Source organism: Pseudofrankia coriaricola (genome assembly GCF_001854805.1).
In the GTDB taxonomy this organism is placed as follows: domain Bacteria; phylum Actinomycetota; class Actinomycetes; order Frankiales; family Frankiaceae; genus Pseudofrankia.
The window spans coordinates 1-25,027 of record NZ_MBLO01000158.1; the positions used below are offsets into that span (position 1 = coordinate 1).

23 protein-coding genes and 1 tRNA gene are annotated in these 25,027 nt (G+C 72.1%); 23 read left to right on the plus strand and 1 reads right to left on the minus strand.

Annotated elements, in window-relative coordinates:
- Window positions 1-94: 94 nt before the first annotated feature.
- Window positions 95-166, minus strand: a tRNA-Arg gene (locus BCD48_RS20850).
- Between the two features lie 124 nt (window positions 167-290).
- Here BCD48_RS20850 and BCD48_RS20855 point away from each other — a divergent pair.
- The 23 genes from BCD48_RS20855 (at window position 291) to BCD48_RS20965 (ending at window position 24,987) form a co-directional block, all read left to right on the plus strand.
- A complete protein-coding gene (locus BCD48_RS20855) occupies window positions 291-677 on the plus strand; it encodes a response regulator transcription factor (protein WP_071050091.1) in 387 nt (128 codons plus the stop codon).
- A 160-nt stretch (window positions 678-837) separates the two neighbouring features.
- On the plus strand, window positions 838-1,878 hold the full coding sequence (locus tag BCD48_RS20860) for a DALR anticodon-binding domain-containing protein (RefSeq protein ID WP_071050092.1): 1,041 nt from the start codon (window positions 838-840) through the stop codon (window positions 1,876-1,878).
- An 11-nt stretch (window positions 1,879-1,889) separates the two neighbouring features.
- Window positions 1,890-3,497: a diaminopimelate decarboxylase gene (gene lysA / locus BCD48_RS20865; RefSeq protein WP_241841887.1), complete on the plus strand. Its 1,608-nt coding sequence runs from the start codon at window positions 1,890-1,892 to the stop codon at window positions 3,495-3,497.
- Window positions 3,494-4,777, plus strand: coding sequence for a homoserine dehydrogenase (locus tag BCD48_RS20870; RefSeq protein WP_071050093.1), 1,284 nt, complete (start codon window positions 3,494-3,496; stop codon window positions 4,775-4,777). The genes lysA and BCD48_RS20870 overlap by 4 nt, the downstream gene beginning before the upstream one ends.
- Window positions 4,774-6,066, plus strand: coding sequence for a threonine synthase (gene thrC / locus BCD48_RS20875; RefSeq protein WP_241841888.1), 1,293 nt, complete (start codon window positions 4,774-4,776; stop codon window positions 6,064-6,066). The genes BCD48_RS20870 and thrC overlap by 4 nt, the downstream gene beginning before the upstream one ends.
- Window positions 6,063-7,232, plus strand: a complete 1,170-nt coding sequence (locus BCD48_RS20880) for a homoserine kinase (RefSeq protein WP_083418972.1) — start codon at window positions 6,063-6,065, stop codon at window positions 7,230-7,232. Before thrC ends, BCD48_RS20880 begins: the two co-directional genes overlap by 4 nt.
- 1,054 nt (window positions 7,233-8,286) lie before the next feature.
- Window positions 8,287-10,524, plus strand: coding sequence for a transcription termination factor Rho (rho, locus tag BCD48_RS20885; protein ID WP_071050094.1), 2,238 nt, complete (start codon window positions 8,287-8,289; stop codon window positions 10,522-10,524).
- Between the two features lie 298 nt (window positions 10,525-10,822).
- The gene (gene rpmE, locus BCD48_RS20890) at window positions 10,823-11,059 is read left to right on the plus strand and encodes a 50S ribosomal protein L31 (protein WP_071050095.1); all 237 of its coding nucleotides are present in this window, start codon (window positions 10,823-10,825) and stop codon (window positions 11,057-11,059) included.
- Between the two features lie 286 nt (window positions 11,060-11,345).
- Complete coding sequence (prfA, locus tag BCD48_RS20895) at window positions 11,346-12,431, plus strand: peptide chain release factor 1 (protein WP_071050096.1); 1,086 nt, start codon at window positions 11,346-11,348, stop codon at window positions 12,429-12,431.
- Window positions 12,432-13,568, plus strand: coding sequence for a N5-glutamine methyltransferase family protein (locus BCD48_RS20900; RefSeq protein WP_071050097.1), 1,137 nt, complete (start codon window positions 12,432-12,434; stop codon window positions 13,566-13,568). It abuts the gene before it with no gap.
- Window positions 13,569-13,716: 148 nt separating this feature from the next.
- Entirely contained in the window at window positions 13,717-14,373 is a 657-nt protein-coding gene (locus BCD48_RS20905; RefSeq protein WP_071050098.1) for an L-threonylcarbamoyladenylate synthase, read from the plus strand.
- A 233-nt stretch (window positions 14,374-14,606) separates the two neighbouring features.
- On the plus strand, window positions 14,607-15,740 hold the full coding sequence (locus tag BCD48_RS20910) for an MraY family glycosyltransferase (RefSeq protein WP_071050099.1): 1,134 nt from the start codon (window positions 14,607-14,609) through the stop codon (window positions 15,738-15,740).
- A 141-nt stretch (window positions 15,741-15,881) separates the two neighbouring features.
- Window positions 15,882-16,451, plus strand: coding sequence for a Cg1360 family ATP-synthase-associated protein (locus tag BCD48_RS20915; RefSeq protein WP_241841889.1), 570 nt, complete (start codon window positions 15,882-15,884; stop codon window positions 16,449-16,451).
- A 19-nt stretch (window positions 16,452-16,470) separates the two neighbouring features.
- Window positions 16,471-16,776, plus strand: coding sequence for an AtpZ/AtpI family protein (locus BCD48_RS20920; RefSeq protein ID WP_071050100.1), 306 nt, complete (start codon window positions 16,471-16,473; stop codon window positions 16,774-16,776).
- Window positions 16,777-17,414: 638 nt separating this feature from the next.
- Complete coding sequence (atpB, locus tag BCD48_RS20925) at window positions 17,415-18,308, plus strand: F0F1 ATP synthase subunit A (protein ID WP_071050101.1); 894 nt, start codon at window positions 17,415-17,417, stop codon at window positions 18,306-18,308.
- 64 nt (window positions 18,309-18,372) lie between these two features.
- Window positions 18,373-18,615, plus strand: coding sequence for an ATP synthase subunit C-like protein (locus BCD48_RS20930; protein ID WP_007514724.1), 243 nt, complete (start codon window positions 18,373-18,375; stop codon window positions 18,613-18,615).
- A gap of 13 nt (window positions 18,616-18,628) precedes the next feature.
- Complete coding sequence (locus BCD48_RS20935) at window positions 18,629-19,216, plus strand: F0F1 ATP synthase subunit B (RefSeq protein ID WP_071050102.1); 588 nt, start codon at window positions 18,629-18,631, stop codon at window positions 19,214-19,216.
- Between the two features lie 2 nt (window positions 19,217-19,218).
- Complete coding sequence (locus tag BCD48_RS20940; RefSeq protein ID WP_071050103.1) at window positions 19,219-20,067, plus strand: F0F1 ATP synthase subunit delta; 849 nt, start codon at window positions 19,219-19,221, stop codon at window positions 20,065-20,067.
- A gap of 5 nt (window positions 20,068-20,072) precedes the next feature.
- The gene (locus BCD48_RS20945) at window positions 20,073-20,306 is read left to right on the plus strand and encodes a hypothetical protein (protein WP_071050104.1); all 234 of its coding nucleotides are present in this window, start codon (window positions 20,073-20,075) and stop codon (window positions 20,304-20,306) included.
- Window positions 20,299-21,951 (plus strand): F0F1 ATP synthase subunit alpha, encoded by a 1,653-nt coding sequence (gene atpA / locus BCD48_RS20950; protein WP_071050105.1) that lies wholly within the window; start codon window positions 20,299-20,301, stop codon window positions 21,949-21,951. The genes BCD48_RS20945 and atpA overlap by 8 nt, the downstream gene beginning before the upstream one ends.
- A 4-nt stretch (window positions 21,952-21,955) precedes the next feature.
- Complete coding sequence (locus BCD48_RS20955; protein ID WP_071050106.1) at window positions 21,956-22,852, plus strand: F0F1 ATP synthase subunit gamma; 897 nt, start codon at window positions 21,956-21,958, stop codon at window positions 22,850-22,852.
- A 456-nt stretch (window positions 22,853-23,308) separates the two neighbouring features.
- Window positions 23,309-24,724, plus strand: a complete 1,416-nt coding sequence (atpD, locus tag BCD48_RS20960) for a F0F1 ATP synthase subunit beta (RefSeq protein ID WP_071050111.1) — start codon at window positions 23,309-23,311, stop codon at window positions 24,722-24,724.
- An 8-nt stretch (window positions 24,725-24,732) separates the two neighbouring features.
- Window positions 24,733-24,987: a F0F1 ATP synthase subunit epsilon gene (locus BCD48_RS20965; RefSeq protein WP_071050112.1), complete on the plus strand. Its 255-nt coding sequence runs from the start codon at window positions 24,733-24,735 to the stop codon at window positions 24,985-24,987.
- The last annotated feature ends 40 nt before the right edge of the window (window positions 24,988-25,027 follow it).

The following is a 25,027-nucleotide window of genomic DNA, read 5'->3' on the forward strand; positions in this document are numbered from 1 at the left end:
CGGTGTGGGGTCCGGGGCTCGGCCCCGGAGCAACATCGCGCGGGAGCCTGGGAGCAACCTCCGAAGGAGTTGCGAACAGGCAAAGCCGATCGTGTGCCCCCGGCAGGATTCGAACCTGCGCACCTGCCTCCGGAGGGCAGTGCTCTATCCCCTGAGCTACGGGGGCGGACCGGTCGTCTGGACGGGGCGCTGGGTCCCGTGCGCGGTTGCCGGATCGCCCTTGGCAACGAGGCATACCGTACCAGGTCTGAACGCCGGACCGGGAAGCGGGCGCGCCGTAAGCTTCCGGCGTGCACTTCGAACCTTTGCGTGTCCTGGTCGTTGACGACGACCCGGTGATCCGCCAGCTCGTGGTCGTCAATCTGGAGCTGGAGGGGTTCGAGGTCCACACCGCGGTGGATGGGGCGGACTGTCTGGAGCGGATCCGTGAGATCGACCCGGCGGTGATCACCTTGGACATCATGATGCCGAAGGTGGATGGCTGGGAGGTCGCGAGCCGGTTGCGTGACGACCCGGCGACGGCGGGCATCAAGGTGGTCGTGCTCACGGCCCGTGCTCAGGAGGCGGACCTGCGCCGTGGTGCCCGCGTCGGCGTCGACTGCTATCTCACGAAGCCGTTCGACCCTGACGAGCTGATCGGCGTCGTCCAGCGGCTCGCGGCTGGTCAGCCGGTCTGAGGCGCCGGATGGCGGGTGGCGCGGCCGGCCCCGTCAGGCAGCCTGGTGTCCAATCTGGCATCGGCGGCCGGTCGTCGGTCGGCCGCCCGACGGTGCCGCTGTGATCTTGCCGGCCTCCTCGTTCACGCCGACTGTCCGGACGCGCCGATAGCATCGCGGCATGACCCCCGCCGACGTCGCAGACGCGATCGTGTCGGCCGTCCGCGACGCGGTCGCGGACGGTGCGATCGACGTCGCGATCCCGGCGACGGTGCCGGTGCGGCGCCCGAGGAACCCGGAGCACGGCGACTATGCCTCGGCCGCGGCGCTGGAGCTCGCCAGGGCCGCCCGGCGCCCGGCGCGCGAGGTCGCGGATCTGCTGGCTGCCCGGCTGTGTCAGGGCTCCGGGATCGCCGGTGTCGAGGTGGCCGATCCGGGATTTCTCAACATCCGCCTGGCGCCGGCCGCGCTCGGCGAGCTGGCTCGCGTGGTCGTGCGGGAGGGCGACGCCTACGGCCGTGCCACGGGGCGCCGGGGCGTCTGGGCGGATGCCGTGTCCGCCGCTGGCCCGGGAGAACTGTCGCCGCTGGCCGCGGCACGGCAGGCGGTGGCCGCCGCGGCCCTCGCTCGGCTGCTCGCCGCCGCCGGCTTCGACGTCGTCCCCGCGCCTCCCGCCGGCCCCGCCGCCGCGGCGGCTCTGGCGGATCTCGCTGACACCGTCGGAGGTGAGGCCGCGCGGTACTTGCTGGTGCGCCTGCCGCCGGATGTACCGCTCGACCTGGACCTGGGCCTGGCCGCCCGGCAGACATCCGAGAATCCGGCCTTCAACGTGCGATATGCGCACGCCGAGACCTGTCGGCTGCTGCGCAATGCGGCCCAGCTGGGAATCCCGGCGGCGGGCGGTGACTCCACGGTCCTCGAGGGCGTCGATGTCGCGCTGCTGAGCCACCCGCGGGAGGGAGACCTGCTGCGGGCGCTAGGGGAGCTGCCGGGTGTGGTCACCTCGGCGGTCGCGCTGCGCGCGCCGCACCGGCTGGCCCGCTACCTGGAGGAGCTGGCCGGGGCCTACCACCGTTTCTACGACGCCTGTCGGGTACTCCCGCAGGGCGACGAGGAGCCGACGCCGCTGACCGGCGCCCGGCTGCTGCTGGTCGAGGCGACGAAGGTCGTCCTCGCGAACGGGCTGCGGATGCTCGGCGTCTCCGCCCCGCAACGAATGTGAGTGTGAGCTCGATGTCGCGACCCTCTGCCGGCGCAGCCGTGCCCGCCATGCCGCCCGACGGGCCTCCGGCCGCGCGAGGCTCCGCCATCGTCGCGCGTCCTTCGGCCATGCCGCCCGACGGGCCTCCGGCCGCGCGAGGCTCCGCCATCGTCGCGCGTCCTTCGGCCATGCCGCCCGACGGGCCTCCGGCCGCCCGAGGCGCCGCCATCGTCGCCGTGGGGGTCCCCAGGGGGGCGCCTTCGACGGGGGCACCTCTGGAGGAGCAGGTATGGCCGGCGACGGCCACGCTCGACGACGACGGGGTGCTGCGGCTCGGCGGGCTGCGTGTCGACGAGCTGGCCGACCGGTTCGGCACGCCGACGTTCTTCCTGGACGAGGACGACTTCCGTGCCCGGGCCCGGGCCTGGCGGGCCGGCTTCCCGGATGGCGACGTGTACTACGCGGGAAAGGCGTTCCTGTGTCGGGCGGTGGCCCGCTGGGTGGCTGAAGAGGGCCTGAGCCTCGACATCTGCACCGGCGGCGAGCTGGCCGTCGCGGCCTCGGTCGGCTTCCCGCCGGAGCGGCTGCTCTTCCATGGCAACAACAAGTCCGTCGAGGAGCTGGGCCGCGCCGTCGCCCACGGCGTCGGCAGGATCGTCCTCGACTCGTTCGTCGAGATCGAGCGCCTCGCCGAGATCGCCCGCGCCGCCGGTATCCGCCAGCGTGTGCTCATCCGCGTCACCCCGGGCGTCGAGGCGCACACCCACGAGTACATCGCCACCGGCCAGGAGGACCAGAAGTTCGGGTTCTCGCTGGCCAGCGGTGCCGCGACGGCGGCGGTCGGCCAGGTGCTGGGGGCGGCTGACACGCTGGAGCTGGTCGGCCTGCACGCCCACATCGGCTCGCAGATCTTCGACACGGCCGGCTTCGGGCTGGCCGCGCACCGGATGGTCGGCCTGCTCGTGACCGTGCGCGACGAGCATGGCGTCGAGCTGCCAGAGCTGGACCTCGGCGGCGGCCTCGGCATCGCCTACACCGGCGAGGACGCCCCGCTGGCCGTCGCGGAGGTCGCCGACCGGCTGCACACCATCGTCGGCAAGGAGTGTGCCGGCGCGGGGCTGACGGTGCCGCGGCTGGCTGTGGAGCCCGGCCGGGCGATGGTCGGGCCGACCACGGTCACGCTGTACCGCGTCGGGACCGTCAAGGAGCTGCCCGGGCTCCGCACCTACGTCAGCGTGGACGGCGGGATGAGCGACAACATCCGCACCGCGCTCTACGACGCGCGTTACACGGCCCGCCTGGTCTCCCGGCCAGGCTCGGCCGAGCACCACGTGGTGACACTGGTCGGCCGGCACTGCGAGTCCGGGGACGTGGTGGCGCATGACGTGCCGCTGCCGGCCGACATCGCCCCCGGTGATCTCGTCGCCGTCCCGGCCACCGGTGCGTACCACCGCTCGATGGCCAGCAACTACAACCACGTGGGCCGCCCGCCGGTGATCGCGGTGCGCGCTGGCGCGGCGCGGGTGATCGTCCGACGTGAGACCGACGACGATCTGCTGCGCCTCGACGTCGACGTCGACGTCGACGGCGTCGACGACGCCGCGGGCGAGGGCTCGAAACCTGGGGAGGCCGGGCGATGAGGATCGCGCTGCTGGGCTGCGGCGTGGTCGGCTCCGAGGTCGTCCGGCTGCTCCACGAGCAGGCCGACGACCTGACCGCGAGAGTCGGCGAGCCGCTGGAGCTCGTGGGTATCGCGGTTCGCCGGCCTGGCCGCGAGCGCGACGTGCCCGTCGACGCGTCGCTGTTCACCACCGACGCCGCGGGCCTGGTCGCCCGCGGCGACGTGGACATCGTCGTCGAGGTGGTCGGTGGCATCGAGCCAGCGCGCAGCTGGCTGCTGTCCGCGCTGAACTCCGGCAAATCCGTCGTCAGCGCGAACAAGGCGCTGCTCGCCTCCGACGGGTCGACGCTGCACGACGCCGCCGCCGCGGCCGACGTCGACCTGTACTACGAGGCGGCGGTCGCCGGCGCGATCCCGCTGTTGCGCCCCCTGCGCGAGAGCCTGGCCGGCGACCGGGTGCGCCGCGTGCTCGGCATCGTCAACGGCACCACGAACTACATCCTCACCCGGATGGACGAGACCGGCGCGTCGTTCACCGAGGCGCTGGAGGAGGCGGGCGCGCTCGGCTACGCAGAGGCCGACCCGAGCGCCGACATCGACGGCTATGACGCGGCGGCCAAGGCCGCGATCCTCGCCCAGCTGGCATTCCACACGCGGGTGACGCTCGACGACGTGTACCGCGAGGGCATCGGTTCGGTCACCGCGGCCGACATCGCCAGCGCCCGCGCTATGGGCTGCACCGTCAAGGCCCTCGCGATCGCCGAGCGCTCCTCGGAACGCCCGGGGGTGAGCGTGCGGGTGCACCCGGCGATGGTGCCCCGCTCGCACCCGCTGGCCGCTGTGCGCGAGGCGTTCAACGCGGTGTTCATCGAGGCGGAGGCCGCGGGGCAGCTGATGTTCTACGGCCGCGGCGCCGGTGGCTCGCCGACGGCCTCGGCGGTGCTCGGCGACCTCGTCGCGGTCGCCCGCAACCGTGTCGCGGGGCGGAGAGGCCCCGGGGAGTCGGCCTACGCCCAGCTCCCGGTCCTGCCGATGGGCGAGACCACCACCAGCTACCACGTCAACCTGGACGTGACCGACAAGACTGGCGTGCTGGCGACCGTTGCCGGCGCGTTCGCCAGGCATGGCGTGTCCATCCGCAGCGTGCGCCAGGACGGTCGGGGAGACGATGCCAGCCTGGTGCTGGTGTCGCATCCCGCCGCGGACGCGGCGCTGGCGGCGACTGTTGAGGACCTGCGCGGCCTGGACATCGTGCGCGCGGTGGCCGGGGTGCTGCGGGTCGAGGGAGGTGAGCCATGATCACCACGACCACGTCATCGGCGCGGCAGCCCGGGGTCCCTGCCGGATCCGGGGTTCCTGCCCGATCGGCGGAGCCGATCGGGCAGGTCGGGGAGCCGATCGGGGAGGTCCGCGAGGCCGGCGGACAGCCCGGCCCGGCCGGGGTGGGGGGCGCGGACGGGGGCTCCGACCTGGGGGCCGCGCCGGGCCCGCCGCCGCTCGGCGGCGCGGGCGGCCGAGCCCGCGTGGCCCACCGCGGGTGGCGGGGAATCATCGAGGAGTACCGCGATCGGCTGCCGCTGGACGCCGGCACCCCGGTGGTGACCCTGCTGGAGGGCGGCACGCCGCTCGTTCCCGCGGCGCACCTGTCCGAGGTGACCGGCTGCGAGGTCCACCTGAAGGTCGAGGGCGCGAACCCGACCGGCTCGTTCAAGGACCGCGGCATGACCGTGGCGATCAGCGCGGCCGTCGGCGAGGGCTCCAAGGCGGTCATCTGCGCCTCGACCGGTAACACCAGCGCCTCCGCCGCCGCCTATGCGGCCCGTGCCGGCCTCGTCTGCGCGGTGCTCGTGCCCAGCGGCAAGATCGCGCTGGGCAAGATGGCGCAGGCGCTGGTGCACGGCGCTCGGCTGCTGCAGCTGGACGGCTCCTTCGACGACTGCCTGCGGGTGGCGCGCGAGCTGGCCGAGACCTATCCGGTGACGCTGGTCAACTCGGTCAACCCGTATCGGTTGGAGGGCCAGAAGACCGCGTCGTTCGAGATCGTCGAGGCGCTTGGCACGGCTCCGGACATCCACTGCCTGCCGGTGGGCAACGCCGGGAACATCACGGCCTACTGGCGCGGCTACCTTGAGGCGGACGCGGCCGAGGGCACCGGGCGGCCGCGGATGTTCGGCTTCCAGGCCGCGGGTGCGGCGCCGATCGTGCGTGGCAGCGTCGTGACCTCCCCGCAGACGATCGCGACGGCCATCCGGATCGGCAACCCGGCGTCCTGGCAGTTCGCCGTCGAGGCCAGGGATGCTTCTGGCGGCCTGATCGACGCGGTCAACGACCGCCAGATTCTGGCGGCCTACCGGCTGCTCGCCCGCAAGGAGGGCGTGTTCGTCGAGCCGTCGAGCGCGGCGAGCGTGGCTGGTCTGCTCGCCGCGCACGCGGAAGGGAAGGTCGACGCCGGCCAGCGGATCGTCTGCACCGTGACCGGCAACGGCCTGAAGGACCCGGACTGGGCGATCAGTGGCGCGGCCAAGCCGGAGACGATCCGGCCGACTGTCGCCGGTGCGGCTGAGGCGCTCGGGCTGCGGCGGTCGTGACCCTGCCCACCGTCGGCGCCGCCGGTGCCGGTGGCCGCGCCGGCGTGGCTCCCGGCGCCGGGACGGCCCGCGCGCCGGCGACGGCCGGCGGCGCGCCAGGTGCCGCCGCGCCGGTCGTCGGTGCCCGGGTCCGGGTACCGGCGACCAGCGCCAACCTCGGACCGGGCTTTGACGCGTTCGGGCTCGCGCTCGGTTTCTACGACGACGTCGAGGTGACGCTGCGCCCCGAGGGTCTCTCCGTGACCGTCGAAGGTGCCGAAAGCGTGTCGAGGGGTGAGGACAACCTGGTCGTACGGGCGATCCGGGCCGCCTTCGACGAGCTGGGCCGTCCGCAGCCGGGGCTCGTCGTGCGCTGCGTCAACCGGGTGCCGCACGGGCGCGGGCTCGGCTCGTCCGCCGCGGCGATCGTCGCGGGCGTGGCCGCCGGATGCGTTCTCGACACCGCCGCCTACCTCGACGGCGCCGCCGACGGCGGCGCGGCCGGCCCCCGCCGGGCCGGTGCCGCGCGTCCCGCCGGCCCGGCCGCGGACGTGGCCGGGTTCGACCGGGCGGCCGCGCTGCGGGTGGCGACGGCGATCGAGGGACATTCCGACAACGTCGCCGCTGCCCTGTTCGGCGGTTTCACCGTGGCCTGGACCGGGCCGGCAGGTCCCGTCGCGCACCGGGCCGAACCGGTCGCGGACCTGCGCCCGGTGGCCTTCGTGCCCTCGGTGCGTACCTCCACGGCCGACTCGCGCGGTCGGCTGCCGGATCGGCTCGCCCACGTCGACGCGGCGTTCTCGGCCGGCCGCGCCGGCCTCCTCGCGCTCGCGCTCACCCAGACCGATCTCGCCGCGGCCGTCTCGGCCGGCGGGATACCCGGCGGTGTCGACGCCGCCGACGCCCGGGCGGCCCGGGCCGCCCGCGCCCGGCTGTTGCTCGCGGCCACCGAGGACCGGCTGCACCAGCCGTACCGGCTGCCGACGGTCCCGGAATCCGCCGCTCTCGTGGACCGGCTGCGTGCCGCCGGAGTGGCGGCGGTCCTGTCCGGCTCCGGTCCCACCGTGCTGGCGCTCGCCGTCGGTGGCGAGCAGGCGGCCGCCGCGGTTGGCGTGTCCGCGCCGGGATTCTCCGTCCTCCCGCTGGCCGTCGACCGGGATGGTGTCCGGGTGACGACGCGCCGCTGAGCGCCCGTCATCCGGCGCATGTGCCTTTGTCGGGAGTGTCGGGGAGCTCGCGCGTGGGTGCGGTGGTCGGCCCTGCCCGGAGGTGGGCGAGAGCGCCGGGCTGGTGGCGCATGCCGCGAACGTCGGTCTGCCGACGTGGCCCTTCGGCGCCTCCGATCAGGGTGAGTGGCGAAGCGTCGACACGGTCTGGTGAGCGAGGGCGCGGGCCTTGGCCGATCGTGCTGGGCCGCGGACCGCGGACGCGGACCGCGGACGCGGACCGCCTTTGGGGAGGTTGCACCCATTTTCGCGGTTTGCACCGTGATCTCGGTGACGTTGGGTGACGGCCGTTGCGATGCAGCGAACGGCGAGTACCGTAGAAGCACGGTGACCCCACATCGGGAAGCCTGCGCAACCCCAGGTTGTTGCCGAGGTGTCTCCGTCTGGATAGTCTGATGGCTGCACCCGCCGCGCCGCGGCGCGTGCTCGCCCCGCCGGTCTGGCTGGAGCTTTCTCTGGTCCGTCCTGGTACAGGATTCCGGTACCCGCGCCTCCCCGTCGTTGCCTCGGCTCGACACCGGCGACGTGGTGGGTGAGCTTGGTCGCTGACCCTGGGTCAGCTTCCCTGCTAACCCGCGATGTCTGCCCGGGGGTGACCCCGGACCCCCGCCTGGGGGATTCCGGGTTCGTTCGCGGCCCGGGTTCCTGCAGGATCGGCGAAGCCTGGGCTCCCTGGTGGATTGGCGACAGGGTTCCTGCAGAACCCGGGGTCACTGCCCGACTGGCGACAGGGTCCCTGCCGGATCGACGGAGTCGATCTGGGAGGTTGGCGATCGGGGAGGTCTGGAAGCCCGGGTCCCTGCCGGATCGGCGAAAGTCGATCTGGGAGGTCGGCGATCCAGGAGGTCTGCCGGGAGGACAGGGTCCTCCACCTCGTCGACGGGCGTGTCATTCGGGCCGGCCAGCGGCGACATCTCCTTCATCTGTCATCCACGTAGGTGGTGGAGCGGATGGTCGAAGGTCCATATGCATCACCCGGCTCGAGAGGAGCCGGTTCCTTCAGGGAAGGAAAACCTTGAGCGACACCACCGACGTGCTGCCTGAGAGCGCACGTGAGTCCGCGGCGCCCCCCGCACCGCTTCCCGTCAGCCAGCCGGCCGCGCCGGCCGCGCCGGCGCCGGCGACGGCGCCGATGGACAGCGGTGTATCCGGGGACGGCCGTACGCCGTCGGCCAGCGCGGCCGACGAGGAGACTCCCGGCTCGGCCGCTCCTCGCCGTCGCCGCAACGGTACCGGCCTGCAGGCGATGCTTCTGCCGGAGTTGCAGTCCATGGCCAGTTCGTTGGGAATCCCGGGCACCGGCCGGCTGCGCAAGGGCCAGCTGATCGCGGCCATCCAGAACGCGCAGAACGGCGGCCCGCCCACGCCGAACGGCACCGCCGAGAGCGGCCAGGAGGCCACCGTCCTTACGAGTACCGAGCCGTCGGCCGCCACCACTGCCCCGCCGCGCACCCGCGGGCGGCGGGTGGTGCGCGCCACCGGAAGCCCCGAGCAGGGCGAGCTTGTCCAGATGCCCGCCCGTGAGCCGGAGGCGCCCGCCGCCGAGCGGCCCATCCGGGCCGAGGAGCCGTCGGCGCCGGTCGTGGCGCGCGACGAGAACGCGGCCCCGCGGGCGCGTGGCGAGCGTGCGGACCGCGGTGAGAACGCGGCCCCGCGGGCGCGTGCGGATCGCGGCGAGCGTGCGGACCGTGATGAGAACGCGGCCCCGCGGGCGCGTGCGGACCGCGGCGAGCGTCCGGATCGCGGCGAGCGTGCGGACCGTGATGAGAACGCGGCCCCGCGGGCGCGTGCGGACCGCGGCGAGCGTCCGGACCGTGGCGAGCGTCCGGATCGCGGCGAGCGGCCCCAGGGCGAGCGGCACGAGCGTGCCGACCGCGCGAACAGCCGGCAGACCGACCGCCAGAGCGCCCGCCAGGGCGACCGTCCGTCGGACCGGCCTGACAGGGCCGACCGCTCGGACCGTCAGACCGACCGGCAGCCCGACCGCCAGGGCAGCCGGGTCGCGCAGCAGGACGACGACGAGGACGGCAGGGGCAGGCGCGGCCGTTTCCGCGAGCGCGGCCGCAACCGCCGCGGTCAGGGCGGAACGGTCGAGAACGAGCCTGTCCTGCGCGAGGACGACGTCCTTATCCCGGTCGCCGGCATCCTGGACGTCCTGGACAACTACGCGTTCGTCCGGACCAGTGGCTATCTGACAGGCCCCGCGGACGTGTACGTCAGCCTCGCCCAGGTCCGCCGGCACGGGCTGCGCCGCGGCGACGCCATCACCGGCGTCGTGCGCGCGCCGCAGGAGGGCGAGGCGCGTCGCGACAAGTACAACGCGCTCGTCCGGCTGGACACCATCAACGGAATGGACCCGGAGGAGGCCCGCGGCCGCCCCGAGTTCACCAAGCTCACCCCGCTCTACCCGCAGGACCGCCTGCGGATGGAGACCGAGCCGCACGTGATGACCACCCGGGTCATCGACCTGGTGATGCCGATCGGCAAGGGCCAGCGGGCCCTGATCGTCAGCCCGCCGAAGGCCGGCAAGACGATGGTGCTGCAGTCGATCGCGAACGCGATCACGACAAACAACCCGGAATGCCACCTCATGGTCGTGCTCGTCGACGAGCGGCCGGAGGAGGTCACCGACATGCAGCGGTCGGTGAAGGGCGAGGTCATCGCCTCGACCTTCGACCGTCCGCCGTCGGATCACACGAACGTGGCGGAACTGTCCATCGAGCGGGCCAAGCGGCTCGTCGAGCTGGGCCAGGACGTCGTCGTGCTGCTCGACTCCATCACCCGGCTCGGCCGCGCCTACAACCTGGCGGCGCCCGCGAGCGGCCGGATCCTGTCCGGTGGTGTCGACTCGACGGCGCTCTACCCGCCGAAGCGTTTCCTCGGCGCCGCCCGCAACATCGAGAACGGCGGCTCGCTGACCATCATCGCGACGGCCCTCGTCGAGACCGGGTCGACGATGGACACGGTCATCTTCGAGGAGTTCAAGGGCACCGGTAACGCGGAGCTCAAGCTGGACCGCAAGATCGCCGACAAGCGGACCTTCCCGGCGGTGGACGTGGACGCGTCCAGCACCCGCAAGGAGGAGATCCTGCTCGCCCCCGACGAGCTGGCGATCATGCACAAGCTACGCCGCGTCCTGCACACCCGCGAGCCGCAGCAGGCGATCGAGCTGCTGCTGGGTCAGCTCAAGCAGACGAGGACCAACTACGAGTTCCTCATGCAGATCGCCAAGTCCACCCCATCCCAGGACTAGGGACAGGACCAGGGACGGCTCGTCGCCGCCGCCCGCGGGGCCGTTCCGCCCGGTCCCGCCATCAGCGGGGCCGGGCCGGGGACTCGCGGGCCCGGCCCCCGACGTCGCGTCTCGCGCGGCTCGGGGGCCGGGACGACGACCGTCAGGACGGGCTGGGACTAGCCACGGCACCGGCGGTGTTAGGGCAGTGGCACCGTGACCCAGTCACCAGGTCTGGCAGACTTGGGGCGGTTGGAGGCTCCGGTTCACGCCGTAGCGGCTGCGACGGCGACCCGGCGGCCATGTGAGAAGAGGGACCATGAAGGCTGACATTCACCCGACGTATCACGAGACCACTGTGGTCTGTACGTGTGGGAACACGTTCACCACGCGTAGCACCAAGGAGAACGGCGCGATCAGCGTCGAGGTGTGCGCGCAGTGCCACCCGTTCTACACCGGCAAGCAGAAGATCCTCGACGTCGGTGGCCGGGTGGAGAAGTTCGAGCGCCGGTTCGGCAAGCGCCAGCCCGGCCAGAAGGTCTCCGGCAACAGTTAAGGCGGGGTGCCGCGGCGCCGCCGGGCTCTGCCGATCCGGCAGGAGCCTTCGGTCGGGCGCCGCGAGCTCTCCCCACCTGGTCCGGAGTCGGTCCACAGTACCGGGGGGTCGACCCCGAACGGGGCCGGCTAGGTGGCTGGGTGACGCTCAGAGCGTCGGGATCGGGCCCGTGAGGCTGACGGGCCGGGGACCGCGGTTGGTGTCGCGGCGATGCGGCGCTCGTCCGGTTTGGACCGGGCGGGCGCCGTTCCTGCTTCATACCGCTGATTTTTTGAAAAGGTTGCTGATGGCCTCCGCGCTGGAGAAGTTGCTCGTCGAGCACGCCGAGATCGAGAAGCGGCTCGCTGACCCCGACGTGCACAACGACGCCGCGGAGGCGCGCACGCTGGGGCGGCGCTATGCGGAGCTCGCGGCCGTCGTCGAGCTCGCGCGTGAGATGGAGCGCACGAACGGCGACCTGGAGACGGCCAGGGAGCTGGCCGCCGAGGACACGTCGTTCCGTTCCGAGGTGGCCGACCTGGAGGCCGCCATCGCCGAGCAGCGCCAGCGGCTGCGGGCCCTGCTCGTGCCCGCCGACCCCGACGACAGCCGGGACGCGATTCTCGAGGTGAAGGCCGGAGCGGGCGGCCAGGAGTCCGCGCTGTTCGCCGGCGACCTGCTGCGGATGTACCTGCGCTACGCGGAGCGGCGCGGCTGGAAGACGGAGATCCTCGACGCCAACCCGAGCGACCTGGGCGGTTACCGCGACGTCAGCGTGGCGGTGAAGTACCGCGGCCAGGTTCCCCCCGGCCAGCCGGGCGTGTACGGCCGGCTGCGCTTCGAGGGCGGCGTGCACCGCGTCCAGCGGGTGCCCGTGACCGAGTCGGCCGGGCGTATCCACACATCCGCCGCGGGCGTGCTGGTCATGCCGGAGGCCGAGGAGGTCGACGTCGACGTCGACCCGAGCGACCTGCGCATCGACGTCTTCCGCTCGTCGGGGCCCGGTGGCCAGAGCGTCAACACCACCGACTCGGCGGTGCGCATCACTCATCTGCCGACCGGGGTCGTCGTCTCCTGCCAGAACGAGAAGAGCCAGCTGCAGAACAAGGAATCGGCGCTGCGGATCCTGCGCGCCCGGCTGCTGACGATAGCGAGGGAAAAGGCCGAGTCGGAGAAGTCCGTGGCGAGGGCCAGCCAGGTCCGCACCCTGGATCGCTCGGACAAGGTGCGGACGTACAACTTCCCGGAAAACCGGATCGCTGACCACCGGGTCGGGTATAAGGCGCACAACCTGGAGCAGGTGCTCGACGGCGAGCTCGACGACGTGCTCGACGCGCTCACCGCGGCGGACCTCGCCACGAGGCTCGCGGAGAATCCCGGCGAGGACGACTGAGTGACCGGCCCTGCGCCCTCCACGCGTTCCGGGGCCGTCGACGTGCCGCTGGCCGCGGAGCTCGCCTCAGCGGCCAGGCGGCTCGCCGACGCGGGCGTCGCGAGCCCGCGGGCCGACGCCGAGCTGCTCGCCGCGCATGTGCTGGGGGTGGCGCGCGGCCGGCTCCCGCTGGTTCGGGAGATCGCTCCGGACGCCGCCGAGCGGCTGCGGGGCCTGGTCACGAGCCGGGCGCGGCGCGTGCCGTTGCAGCACCTCACCGGCGAGGCCTACTTCCGTCACCTCGCGCTCGCCGTTGGTCCTGGGGTCTTCGTGCCCCGGCCGGAGACCGAGACGGTCGTCGGCTGGGTGATCGACGTGCTGAAGGGCCAAAGGGCGCGCGAAAATGCTCTTTCTTCGCGCGCCCGGCGGCCGATGTCCCAGGAGCTGAAGACCGGGACGCGGCTCGAGGGCACGTATATGGGCGCGGCCATCCCCCATGGTTCGGGCCACGGGGCCTCCGTCGGCGGTGAGACGCCGTCCGTCTGTGTGGACCTGTGCGCCGGGTCAGGCGCGATCGCGCTCGCGCTCGCCGACGAGGTGCCTGGCACGGAGGTGCACGCGGTCGAGGCCGACCCCGCGGCGCTGCGCTGGCTGAGGCACAACGTCGCCGCGACGGGACTGCCCGTCGAGGTGCACTCCGCGGACGTCACTGGCGCGGGTACCCCCGCCGCGGCGGGGGTACCCGCCCCGGAGGGCTGGGCGGGTGTACCCGTGCTGGCCGCGCTCGCTCGGCTGACCGGGCGGGTGGACGTCGTCGTCTCGAACCCGCCCTACCTGCCGGACGCTGACCGGGCCGTGGTCACTCCCGAGGTGGGTGACCACGACCCGCCCTGGGCCCTGTGGGGCGGCGGCGGGGACGGGCTCGCCGGCCCGCGCGCCGTGGCCGTGGCCGCGGCGGGCCTGCTGCGCCCGGGCGGACTGTTCGCGATGGAGCACGCCGACGGCCAGGGCCCGGTCGTTCGGGAGCTGCTGGCCACGGCCGGTGGGTGGAACGAGCTCGTCACGCACCGTGATCTCGTGGGTCGCGACCGTTTCGTCACGGCGCGCCTACAGGGGTCCCCAGGTCACGCCGAAGGCGCTATCTGGGGAAAGCAGTAAGCGGCGCGATCTCGCGGTTCGGCCGCGGCGGGCCCGGCTGTAGGTTGGTGGCCCAGGGGGCAGGCCAGCCCCGGAACGGGCGGCTCGATGTCTGGGCGCCGTCCAGACAGCCCAGACGGTTGCGCGAGAGAAAGTTCGGCGAGGGGTCATGCGGCTGTTCGACTGCACGGACGAGGCGGCGAGGCAGACCGGCCTGGAGGCGGCGGCGGGGGCGGTCGGCCGGGGCGACCTTGTCGTCCTGCCCACCGACACGGTGTACGGGATCGGCGCGGACGCGTTCGACGCGTCCGCGGTGCGTGCCCTGCTCGCCGCGAAGGGGCGCGGCAGGGACATGCCGGTGCCGGTCCTGATCGGGGCGTGGCGCACGCTGGAAGGTCTGGTCAACAACGTCACCATGCCGGTGCGCGAGCTCACCAGGGCGTTCTGGCCGGGCGGGCTGACCGTGATCGTGCGGCAGGCACCGTCCCTGCGCTGGGATCTCGGGGACAGCCGGGGCACGGTGGCGGTGCGCATGCCTCTTCATCCGGTCGCGATCGACCTTCTCGGCCGGACGGGGCCGATGGCCGTCTCCAGCGCGAACCTGTCCGGCCGGCCGGCCGCGACCACAGCGGAGGAGGCCGTGGCCCAGCTCGGTGAACAGGTGGAGGTCTACCTCGACGCCGGCCCCGCGACGGTGGGCGTCGCGTCCACGATCGTCGACTGCACCACCGAGATCCCCCGGGTGGTCCGGCTGGGCGCGATCGACCTGGCGGCGTTGCGCGCGGTGCTGCCGCTGGTCGAGGCGCCGTCGGGGGTCTCCTCGTGACGGAGGCCCGCCTCGCCGTCGCCGCCGTCCTCGTTGTCTCCGTCGTGCGGGCCGGCCAGGCTGGGGAGGCCGGCACCACCGGTCCACGGATCCCCTGGGACACTTGAGGCGGACCGCCGCCAGGCGCCGTTCGCCCCTGCCTGCGCGACCGAGGCCGGCGAGCGCGGACCGGCGGGAACCCCTCACACTGATCGACGCGGTAATGGGAGGTCGGGGCTGTATGGGATGGCGCCGTGCGTGAGTACGCGCTCGTCTTCGTGGTCGCGGCGGCCGTCACCTACCTGACGACGCCGGTCGCGAGGGCGCTGGCGTTGCGTATCGGCGCCGTCGCCGGGGTACGGGCCCGGGACGTGCACGTGATGCCGACGGCCCGGCTGGGCGGGCTCGCGATGCTGGCGGGCCTCTACGCCGGGCTCGCGGTCGCCGACCGGCTGCCGTTCCTGTCCCAGGTCTCGCGCGACTGGTCCGAACCTCGCGCCGTGCTCATCGCGGCGACGCTGATCTGCCTGCTCGGCGTCGCCGACGACAAGTGGGAGCTGGACTCGCTGACGAAGCTCGCCGGCCAGATGGTGGCCGCGGCCGTGATGGTGCAGCTCGGGGTGCAGTTCTCGTTCGCCATCAACTGGGACAGCGAGACGACGCTCAGTCTCGGCCCGGAGACCGCCGTCCCGATCTCGATCCTCGCCGTCGTCGTCCTCGTCAACGCGCTGAACTTCATCGACGGCCTGGACGGGCTAGCGGCCGGTGTCGCGGCGATCGCCGCCGGGGCGACGTTCTACTACGCCTACTCGCTCGCGGTCCTCAACGGCATCTACCGGGCCACGCCGGCCGCGCTGCTGGCCGCCGTCACGGCTGGCGTCTGCATCGGGTTCCTGCCGCACAATTTCAACCCGGCGAAACTGTTCATGGGCGACTCCGGGTCGATGCTCATCGGTCTGCTGTCGGCCTCGTCGATGATCACGGTGACGGGTCAGGTGGCCTACGGCGGCTACGCCGGCCCGTCCCGCTCGCTGCCGTCGCTGATCCCGCTGGCCATCCCGCTCGCCGTGCTGATGGTGCCCTTCCTCGATCTCGGCCTCGCCGTCGTGCGCCGTACCAGGGCAGGTCGCTCGCCGTTCGCGCCGGACAAGATGCACCTGCACCACCGCATGCTGGAGATCGGCAAGTCGCAGGTCCGGGCGGTGCTGTTCATGTACTTCTGGGCCGCGCTCGTCGGGTTCGGCGGTGTGGCCGCGTCGTTCTCGTCGGCACCGCTGCCCATCCTGCTGGCCACCCTCGGCATAGGTCTGCTCGGCGTGGTGGTGCTGCTCCTGCTCGGCCAACGCACCGCTCGCCGCGCGGCCAGCGCGACGGGCACCTCCACCTGACGCCCGTTCCCTGGTTCCGCGGCCAGCCTGTCCAGGCCAGTGCTGTCTGACCGCGGTGCTGCCGGCCGCCGCCCGCTACCGTGGAAGTGTCCTGTCCGCGTTGGCGGGCGGGCACGGGTGGTCGCGAAGAGGAGCGTGCTGGTGACGGGAAGAGCGGGCGACGTGCTCGCCGACAGCCGCGCGGCGGGAACGAAGCCTCGCGCGGGCGGTGGCCCTCGGCCTCCTCTGACCAGTGCGCCGATCATCCGGCTGGGGCTGGCGGTCAGCGCGGTGATCGCCGTTGTCGCGGTCGCGCTCGGCGCGAGCCTGCGGGGCTGGGCGGGCGTCGCCGCGGCGTTGCTCGGCGTCGGCATCGTCGTGGCCTTCTTCTCGGCGAGCAAGATCGCGGTGGGTTTCGTGGCCCGGCGGGCGCCCTACCTGCTGCTGCCGGCCGCGCTCGGCATCTACGGGTTCAAGATCGTCCTGCTCGGCGTGTTGCTCGTCGTGCTGGACGGGGTCGAGGCGGTGAACCTGCCGACGCTGGCCTGGACGGTGCTCGCCGGCGTGGTCGGCTGGATCGGCGCCGAGCTGTGGGCCGCCACCCACACCCGGGTGCCGTTCTTCGACCCGGCCACGTTCGCCGCCCGCGATCCCAGGGCCGGCGGCTCGGCGGATCGACGCGCCGCCCAGTCCCCGGCGCGTGCCGTGCCGGCGCCGGACTCGCATCGGTGACGGGCGGGCGATGAGGCCGATGAACAAGGACGAAGGCCGTGAGCCCGCCGGCGGCGGCGAGCGTGACCGTCGCGGCGGAAACGCCCGACGGGGTGCTGGCCGCGGGCAGGCGGGGGGCGGAAACCGGCCGCCCAACCGGGAGCACACCCCAGGGGAGGCCTGGAACGCGGTCGGGACGCTCGGCGCCGGCATCGCCTTCTGGGGCCTGGTCGGGTGGGGCATCGACCGGCTGACCGGCCTGCACGACGTGTTCCTGCCGATCGGGATCATCCTGGGCCTCGCCGCCGCCCTCTACCTGGTGATCTACCAGGCACTGCACCGTTAGTGATCCTGGGGACAACGGCCGCCGGGCGTGCGAAGGAAGATCATTTTCGCACGCCCTTTGGCCCTCTAGCACTCCGCGCCCGACCCCGCGCTGGTCCGGGCTGGCCGAGAAGGTCCGGGGCCGGGGCCGCTCCTGGTCGCGGGGCGGGATCCAGGGCTGGGGCGCGGTGTTCGGTGGCGGTGCGTAGCCGGGGGTGTGCGCCGGTCCGACGCTCAGCGCGTTCGCGCGATCCGCCTGCTGTCCGAAATGTCGCTCCGCGTGTCCACGCGCCCCCGTAACGCCAAGGGGGGCACAACAGACCGAAACGCGGCGGCAACGTGTAGATGAACCCGACGCGGGGCGGATCGCAGCGCGTGCCGCGATGGCGGAGGTGTGGATAGTATTCGCGGTACCGGGCGCCGACACCGTCGGCCCCGCCGGAGGCGGGTCTGTCGCTGGGCCGCGCGCCTGGCCGAGGACATGCGATCATGCGTTTCGCGCATGTCCGTGGGTCACGGGCATCGTTAGTCTCTAAGCTCGGGCGACGCTCACGATGCGTACAACTCGGGCGGCTGGGCCTGGGGTGCCGGTAGGGTGGGGTCCCCTCCGCCGTGGGGCGGGCCTCGTTCGCCCGGTGACACTGCGTTGAAATTTGGATCATGGAGGTGTGTTGCGTGGCCGTCCTCGCCGCTAGTGACGAGGGCTTCGAAGGCCCCACGACCGCGGTCTTCAACCCGCCGCACTGGTTTGACGTGGACCTGGGTCCCTTCAACTTCTACCTGAACAAGGCCACCGCGCTGGTGATCTTCTCGGCGCTGTTCGTCGGGGTCATGTTCTGGCTCGCGTACCGTCGCGCCTCGATCGTCCCCCGTGGGCTGCAGAACTTCGCCGAGTCGATTTACGACTTCATCGACAGCCAGATCTCGCGCGAGATCATCGGGAAGACCGGGCCACGGTACACCCCCTACCTGATGGTGCTGTTCTGCTTCGTCGCGGTCTGCAACCTGCTCGCCATCATCCCGGTGGCCCAGTTCCCGGCCACCTCGCGCATCGCTATCCCGATGGTGCTGGCGATCATCACCTGGGTGCTCTTCAACTTGGTCGGCATCAGGGCCAACGGCGCGGGCGCGTACTTCAAGGAGATGGTCGACCCGGCGCCGCAGGCGATGCTGCCGATCCGGCTCATCCTCGCGCCGATCGAGGTCCTGTCCACGCTGATCGTGCGGCCCTTCACGCTGGCGGTCCGGCTCTTCGCGAACATGTTCGCCGGCCACATGCTGCTCCTCATCTTCAGCCTCGGCGCGGAGTACATGATCCAGCGGCCGCCGTACGTGTTCGGCGCCTTCTCGTTCCTGATGACGGTCATCATGACCGGGTTCGAGCTGGTCATCGACCTGCTGCAGGCCTACATCATCACCGTGCTCACCGCCGCGTACATCGGCGGCGCGCTGGCCGCCCACGGCGGCGGCCACGACGACCCGCACGCGGAGCACGGCACCGAAGCGCCCGAGCCCGAGTCCGCGCCCGTCGCGGCCGTCGCGGCGCACTCCTGATTTTTCGGACACCCCGACCCGCACCGGTGAGTCCCGGTGCCCGACAGGATAAGGAACACCTCACATGGCTTCACCCGTCGTTCTGGCGGCCACCGACGCTGTCAGCGGTAACCTCGGTGCCGTCGCCTACGGTCTCGCCGCCATCGGCCCGGGGATCGGCATCGGTCTCATCTTCGGTCTGGGCGTGCAGGCCATCGCCCGGCAGCCGGAGGCCGAGCAGGTCGCCTTCCGGTACATGCTCATCGGATTCGCCCTGGTCGAGGCGCTCGCCCTGATCGGTTTCGTCGTTCCGTTCGTCTTCAAGTAATCCGAGGACGAGCGTGAGCGTCACGTCGACAATCCTGCTCGCCGCCACCACCACTGATCACTCGGACGAAAACGTCCTGGTTCCGCCGGTGGGCGAGCTCATCATCGGTATTGTTTCGTTCGGGCTGCTCGTCGCCTTCTTCTTCTGGAAGGTCAAGCCCCAGATCCAGACGTTCTACGCGGCTCGGACCGAGCGCATCGAGGGTGGCCTGGCTCGCGCCGAGGCCGCCCAGGCGGAGGCGCAGGCGCTGCTGGAGCAGTACCGCGCGCAGCTCGCCGAGGCACGTGCCGAGGCGTCGCGAATCCGCGACGAGGCGGCCGTGCAGGGTCGTCAGATCGTGGCGGACCTGCGGGCCCAGGCCGACCGAGAGGTCGCCGAGATCCGTGCCCGTGGCGAGACACAGCTCGCCGCGGAGCGGTCGCAGATCGTCAACTCGCTGCGCGCCGAGCTGGGTGGGGTGGCTCTCGAGCTCGCTACCAAGATCGTCGGGCATGAGCTGGCCCAGCCCGAGGAGCACGGCCGCCTGATCGACGACTTCATCGCGGCGCTCGACGCCTCCGGTGACGCGGCCGCGCCCGCGCCCGCCGGGTCGGGAGGCTGACGGTGGAGGGACCCAGCCGGGCGGCTCTCGTCGCGGCGCGGGCCACCCTTGACCAGATCACCGCGGTCCCGCCGGGTGGCGTGGCCGCGGCCGGTCAGGCGAGGCGGCCGGATGCGGGGCGGATCGGGGCCGACCTGCGCGCCGTCGCCGACCTGCTCGGCGCGGACCTGACCCTGCGGCGCGCGTTCGCTGACCCGAGCGTGGCCCCCGGCGCCCGCGAGACCCTCGCCGACCGGCTGTTCGCTGCCCGGCTCGGCGAGGACTCGCTCGCGGTCGTCAAGTCGGCCGTCGCGCGCCGCTGGACGCGTCCCCTCGACCTGCGGCTCGGCCTGATCGAGCTGTCCGTGGAGGCGCTGCTCGTCGACGCCGAGACCGCGGGCGCGCTGGACGAGGTCGAGGACGAGCTGTTCAGGTTCGGCCGGATCCTCGATCGCAACCCGCAGCTCTCGCTCGCGCTCACCGACCCGGCCGCGCCGGCCCCGGCCAAGGAGGCGCTCGTCGAGCGCCTGCTGACCGGCAGGGCGCACCCGGTCACGGTGCGGCTGGCCAAGCAGGCCGTGGCCGACCGGGAGTTCGGCGACCTTTCCCGGCGGCTCGAGCAGTTCAGCCGGATCGCCGCCGCGCGGCGGGACCGTGTGGTCGCCGTCGTGCGCACCGCCGTGTCGCTCGACGGTGACCAGCTGACCCGGCTGCGCACGGCGCTGTCCCGGTACTTCGGCCGCGAGATCCAGGTGCAGACCGACCTCGACCCCTCCGTGCTCGGCGGCGTCGTCGTGCGGGTCGGCGACGAGGTCGTGGACGGGTCCGTGCTGCGCCGGCTCGCCGCCGCCCGCCAGGCCCTGGCGCGGTAGCGCCGGTGAGCATGACGACCCAGGTACGCGGCCACGCCGCCGGCGGTCACCGCCGGCGGCGCGGCTTCGCGTCCCTCGCCTGCTCCGAACTGATGGTTCCGGTCCCGACAAAGGCCGGCTCTGTACCTGCCGTCCTCTTCGAGGCCGGCTCTGTACCCGCCGTCCTCTTCGAGGCCGGACATACCCATGCTGGGCAGCCGATTCCCGTGCCCGCGATGAAGGACCGAAGCGATGACTGAGCTGACCATCCGGCCGGAGGAGATTCGCGACGCCCTCCGGGACTACGTCGAATCGTTCCAGGCCACCTCCGCCGACCGGGAGGAGGTGGGCCGCGTCATCCTGACCGGTGACGGGATCGCCCGGGTCGAGGGCCTCCCGCACACCATGACCAACGAGCTGCTGGAGTTCTCCGGCGGCGTGCTCGGTCTCGCGCTGAACCTCGAGGTCGGCGAGATCGGCTGCGTCATCCTTGGCGAGGCGTCACACATCGAGGAGGGCCAGGAGGTCCGCCGGACCGGGCGCATCCTGTCGGCCCCGGTCGGTGACGGCTTCCTGGGCCGGGTCGTCGACCCACTGGGCCGGCCGATCGACGGCCTCGGCCCGATCGACACCGACGGCGAGCGCGCCCTCGAGCTGCAGGCGCCGACCGTGGTGCAGCGCCAGCCGGTGAAGGAGCCGCTGCAGACCGGCATCAAGGCCATCGACGCGATGACCGCGATCGGCCGGGGCCAGCGGCAGCTGATCATCGGTGACCGGCAGACGGGCAAGACGACCGTCGCCATCGACGCGATCATCAACCAGCGCGCGAACTGGGAGAGCGGCGACCCGAAGAAGCAGGTCAAGTGCGTCTACGTCGCCATCGGCCAGAAGAAGTCGACCATCCGTGAGGTCGTCAACACGCTGGAAGAGGCCGGCGCGCTGGCGTACACCACGATCGTCGCGGCCCCCGCGGACGAGCCGGCCGGCTTCAAGTACATCGCCCCGTACACCGGCTCGGCCATCGGCCAGCACTGGATGTACAACGGCCAGCACGCCCTGATCGTTTTCGACGACCTGTCGAAGCAGGCCGAGGCCTACCGCGCGATCTCGCTGCTGCTGCGCCGCCCGCCGGGCCGCGAGGCCTACCCGGGCGACGTCTTCTACTTGCACTCCCGGCTGCTCGAGCGCTGCGCGAAGCTGTCCGACGAGCTGGGTGGCGGCTCGATGACCGGCCTGCCGATCATCGAGACCAAGGGCAACGACATCTCGGCCTACATCCCGACGAACGTCATCTCCATCACCGACGGCCAGATCTTCCTGGAGTCGGACCTGTTCAACCAGGGTGTCCGGCCGGCCATCAACGTCGGTACCTCGGTCTCCCGCGTCGGCGGATCGGCGCAGGTCAAGGCGATGAAGTCCGTCGCCGGCCGGCTGCGCCTCGACCTCGCCCAGTACCGCGAGCTGGAGTCGTTCGCGTCCTTCGGCTCGGACCTGGACAAGGCCTCGCGTGACCAGCTCGCCCGCGGCGCGCGGCTCGTCGAGCTGCTCAAGCAGCCGCAGAACCAGCCGTTCGCGGTCGACCGCCAGGTCGTCTCGATCTGGGCCGGCACCACCGGCCAGCTCGACGACATTCCGGTCCCGGAGATCCGCCGGTTCGAGAACGAGTTCCTCGACTTCGTCGCCCGGTCGTTCCCCGGCATCTACGAGGTCATCCTGGCTACCGGCAAGCTCGACGGCTCGACCGTGGCGGACCTGGAGAAGGCGATCGGCGCGTTCAAGGCGCAGTTCACGCTCTCCTCCGGCCAGCCGCTGCTCAACGAGGCGGCTCTCGAGGCGCTGGAGCCGGAGGAGATCGAGCAGGAGGCGATTCGGGTGCACCGCCCGAAGCCGGTCGAGAAGGCCTGATCCCGTGGCTGGCCAACTTCGCGAGTACCGGCGGCGCACCCGCACGGTCCAGTCGACGAAGAAGATCACTCGGGCGATGGAGCTCATCGCGGCGTCCCGGATCGCCAAGGCCCGTGCGCGGGTCGCGGCGTCCCGGCCGTACGCGGCCGAGATCACCCGGGTGATCAGCGCGGTGGCGTCGCAGTCGACCGTCCACCACCCGCTCACCACCGAGCGGACCGGGGTCACCCGGGCCGCGGTGGTCGTCGTGACCTCCGACCGCGGCCTCGCCGGCGGCTACAGCGCCAACGCGCTGCGTCAGGCGGGTGAGCTCATGGAGCTGCTCGCCGACGAGGGCAAGTCCGTGGCCCTGTACGCGGTCGGCCGCAAGGCCGTCACGTACTACCGGTTCCGCGGCCGGGAGCTCGCGGGCGAGTTCACCGGGTTCACCGAGCAGCCGTCGTACGCGGACGCGAAGGCGATCGCGGACGAGCTGCTGGGGGCGTTCACCCTCGACGAGGCCGACGGCGGCGTGGGCGAGATCCACATCGTCTACACCGAGTACGTCAGCGCGATGACGCAGACGCCGGAGGCGCATCGGCTGCTGCCGATGGTGCTGGAGGAGACGACCGAGGCGCCCGTGGGCGGTGCGCTGCCGGTGTACGAGTTCGAGCCGTCGGCGGAGGGGGTGCTCGACGCGCTGCTGCCCCGCTACGTCGAGAGCCGTCTCTACGTCGCCCTGCTGGAGGCGGCCGCCTCCGAGTCGGCCTCCCGGCAGCGGGCGATGAAGTCGGCGACCGACAACGCCGAGGAGCTCATCCGCACCTACACCCGGCTGGCCAACCGCGCCCGCCAGGAGGCGATCACCCAGGAGATCTCGGAGATCGTCGGCGGCGCGAACGCGCTGGCGGACGCCGGGTAGCGAGCGGCGCGGGTAGTAGGCGGCACCTGCCCTTTGGCGGGTTGGGTGCCGGGATCGAATTCGTAAGGCATGGTAGGTGGGGACAACTGCCACAGCGTGGTCAAAGGTTAGTGATCGGACCGTCTGTCAGTCAGTTTCGGCGGGCGGTCCGGTCGGTCGGACCCGCGACGACGCACCCGACGGAGGCCCCGGAACTCGGCCCGTCGGACGCCGCTGAGGTGGCCTGAAAGACGTGGTACCACCCGAAAGGCCAAGCACCACCGCGATACCGCAGCACCGCTCGACAGACGCGATACCGCAGCACCGCTCAACAGAAGAGACTGCCTGACGCCGTGGGTGGCCGAAGGTGCCAAACCAGCCCCTTAGGGATCCCATCGGCAGCACGTGGGCCTCCGGGGGCGCCGAGAAGTCGCAGTACGCGCCCCCTTCGGCGCTCTAGTGAAGATCGAGGACGCCATGACCGTCACCACCAGCACGACGGGGATCGGCCGGGTCGCCCGAGTCATCGGCCCGGTTGTCGACGTCGAGTTCGCTCCGGAGGAGCTCCCGGAGATCTACCACGCGCTGCACGTCGAGCGCACCCTCGGCGAGGAGACCGCCACCCTGACTCTCGAGGTCGCCCAGCACATCGGTGACAACACCGTCCGGGCGATCTCGATGCAGCAGACCGACGGCCTGATCCGCGGCGCCCCGGTCAAGAGCACCGGCGCGCCGATCTCGGTGCCGGTCGGCGACGCCACCAAGGGGCACGTGTTCAACGTGCTCGGTCAGCCACTCGACGTCGAGTCCGTCGACGCCGAGACCTATATGCCGATCCACGCCACCGCCCCGGCGTTCGACCAGCTCGAGTCCAAGACCGAGATGTTCGAGACCGGCATCAAGGTCATCGACCTGCTCGCCCCGTACGTGCGTGGCGGCAAGATCGGCCTGTTCGGCGGTGCCGGCGTCGGCAAGACCGTCATCATCCAGGAGATGATCCGCCGGGTCGCCAAGGAGTTCGGTGGCGTCTCCGTGTTCGCCGGCGTCGGCGAGCGCACCCGCGAGGGCAACGACCTCTTCCTGGAGATGACCGAGGCCGAGGTCATCCAGGACACCGCGCTGGTCTTCGGCCAGATGGACGAGCCGCCGGGCACCCGGCTGCGGGTCGCGCTGGCCGCCCTGACCATGGCCGAGTACTTCCGGGACGTCCAGAAGCAGGACGTGCTGCTGTTCATCGACAACATCTTCCGGTTCACCCAGGCCGGCTCCGAGGTGTCCACGCTGCTCGGCCGTATGCCGTCGGCCGTGGGTTACCAGCCGACGCTGGCCGACGAGATGGGCGTCCTGCAGGAGCGGATCACCTCGACCCGAGGCCACTCCATCACGTCGCTGCAGGCCATCTACGTGCCCGCCGACGACCTGACCGACCCTGCGCCGGCGACCACGTTCACCCACCTCGACGCCCAGACCGTGCTCGACCGGTCGATCTCCGACCTCGGCATCTACCCGGCGGTGAGCCCGCTGGAGTCGACGTCCCGGATCCTGGACGCCCGGTATGTCGGCCAGGAGCACTACGACACCGCCCGCGAGGTGCAGCGGATCCTGCAGCGCTACAAGGACCTGCAGGACATCATTGCCATCCTCGGCATCGACGAGCTCTCCGAGGAGGACAAGGTCCTCGTCCGGCGGGCCCGGCGCATCCAGCGGTTCCTGTCGCAGCCGTTCTTCGTCGCCGAGCAGTTCACCGGCATTCCCGGCAAGTTCGTCCCGGTCGCCGAGACGATCGACTCGTTCAAGCGGATGACCCTGGGCGAGTTCGACCACCTGCCGGAGCAGGCCTTCTTCATGTGCGGCGGCATCGAGGACGCGCAGAAGAACGCGGAGAACCTGTAGTGGCGGCGATGCGGGTCGCGATCGTCTCCCCGGAGGAGGAGGTCTGGTCCGGCGAGGCGAACTTCGTCCTCGCCACGACCACCGACGGCGACCTCGGCGTCTGGCCGCGGCACGTCCCGCTGCTGGGCGTGCTCAAGGACGGCGGCGACGTCAAGGTCGAGACCGACGGCGGCGACTTCCTCTACACCGTCGGCGGCGGGTTCATCTCCGTCACCAAGGACGGCGTCAGTATCCTCGCCGAAACCGCGGCCCTGAAGGCCTGATGGCCGCTGGCCAGGTCCTACGCTGAACTCCACGGCGGGG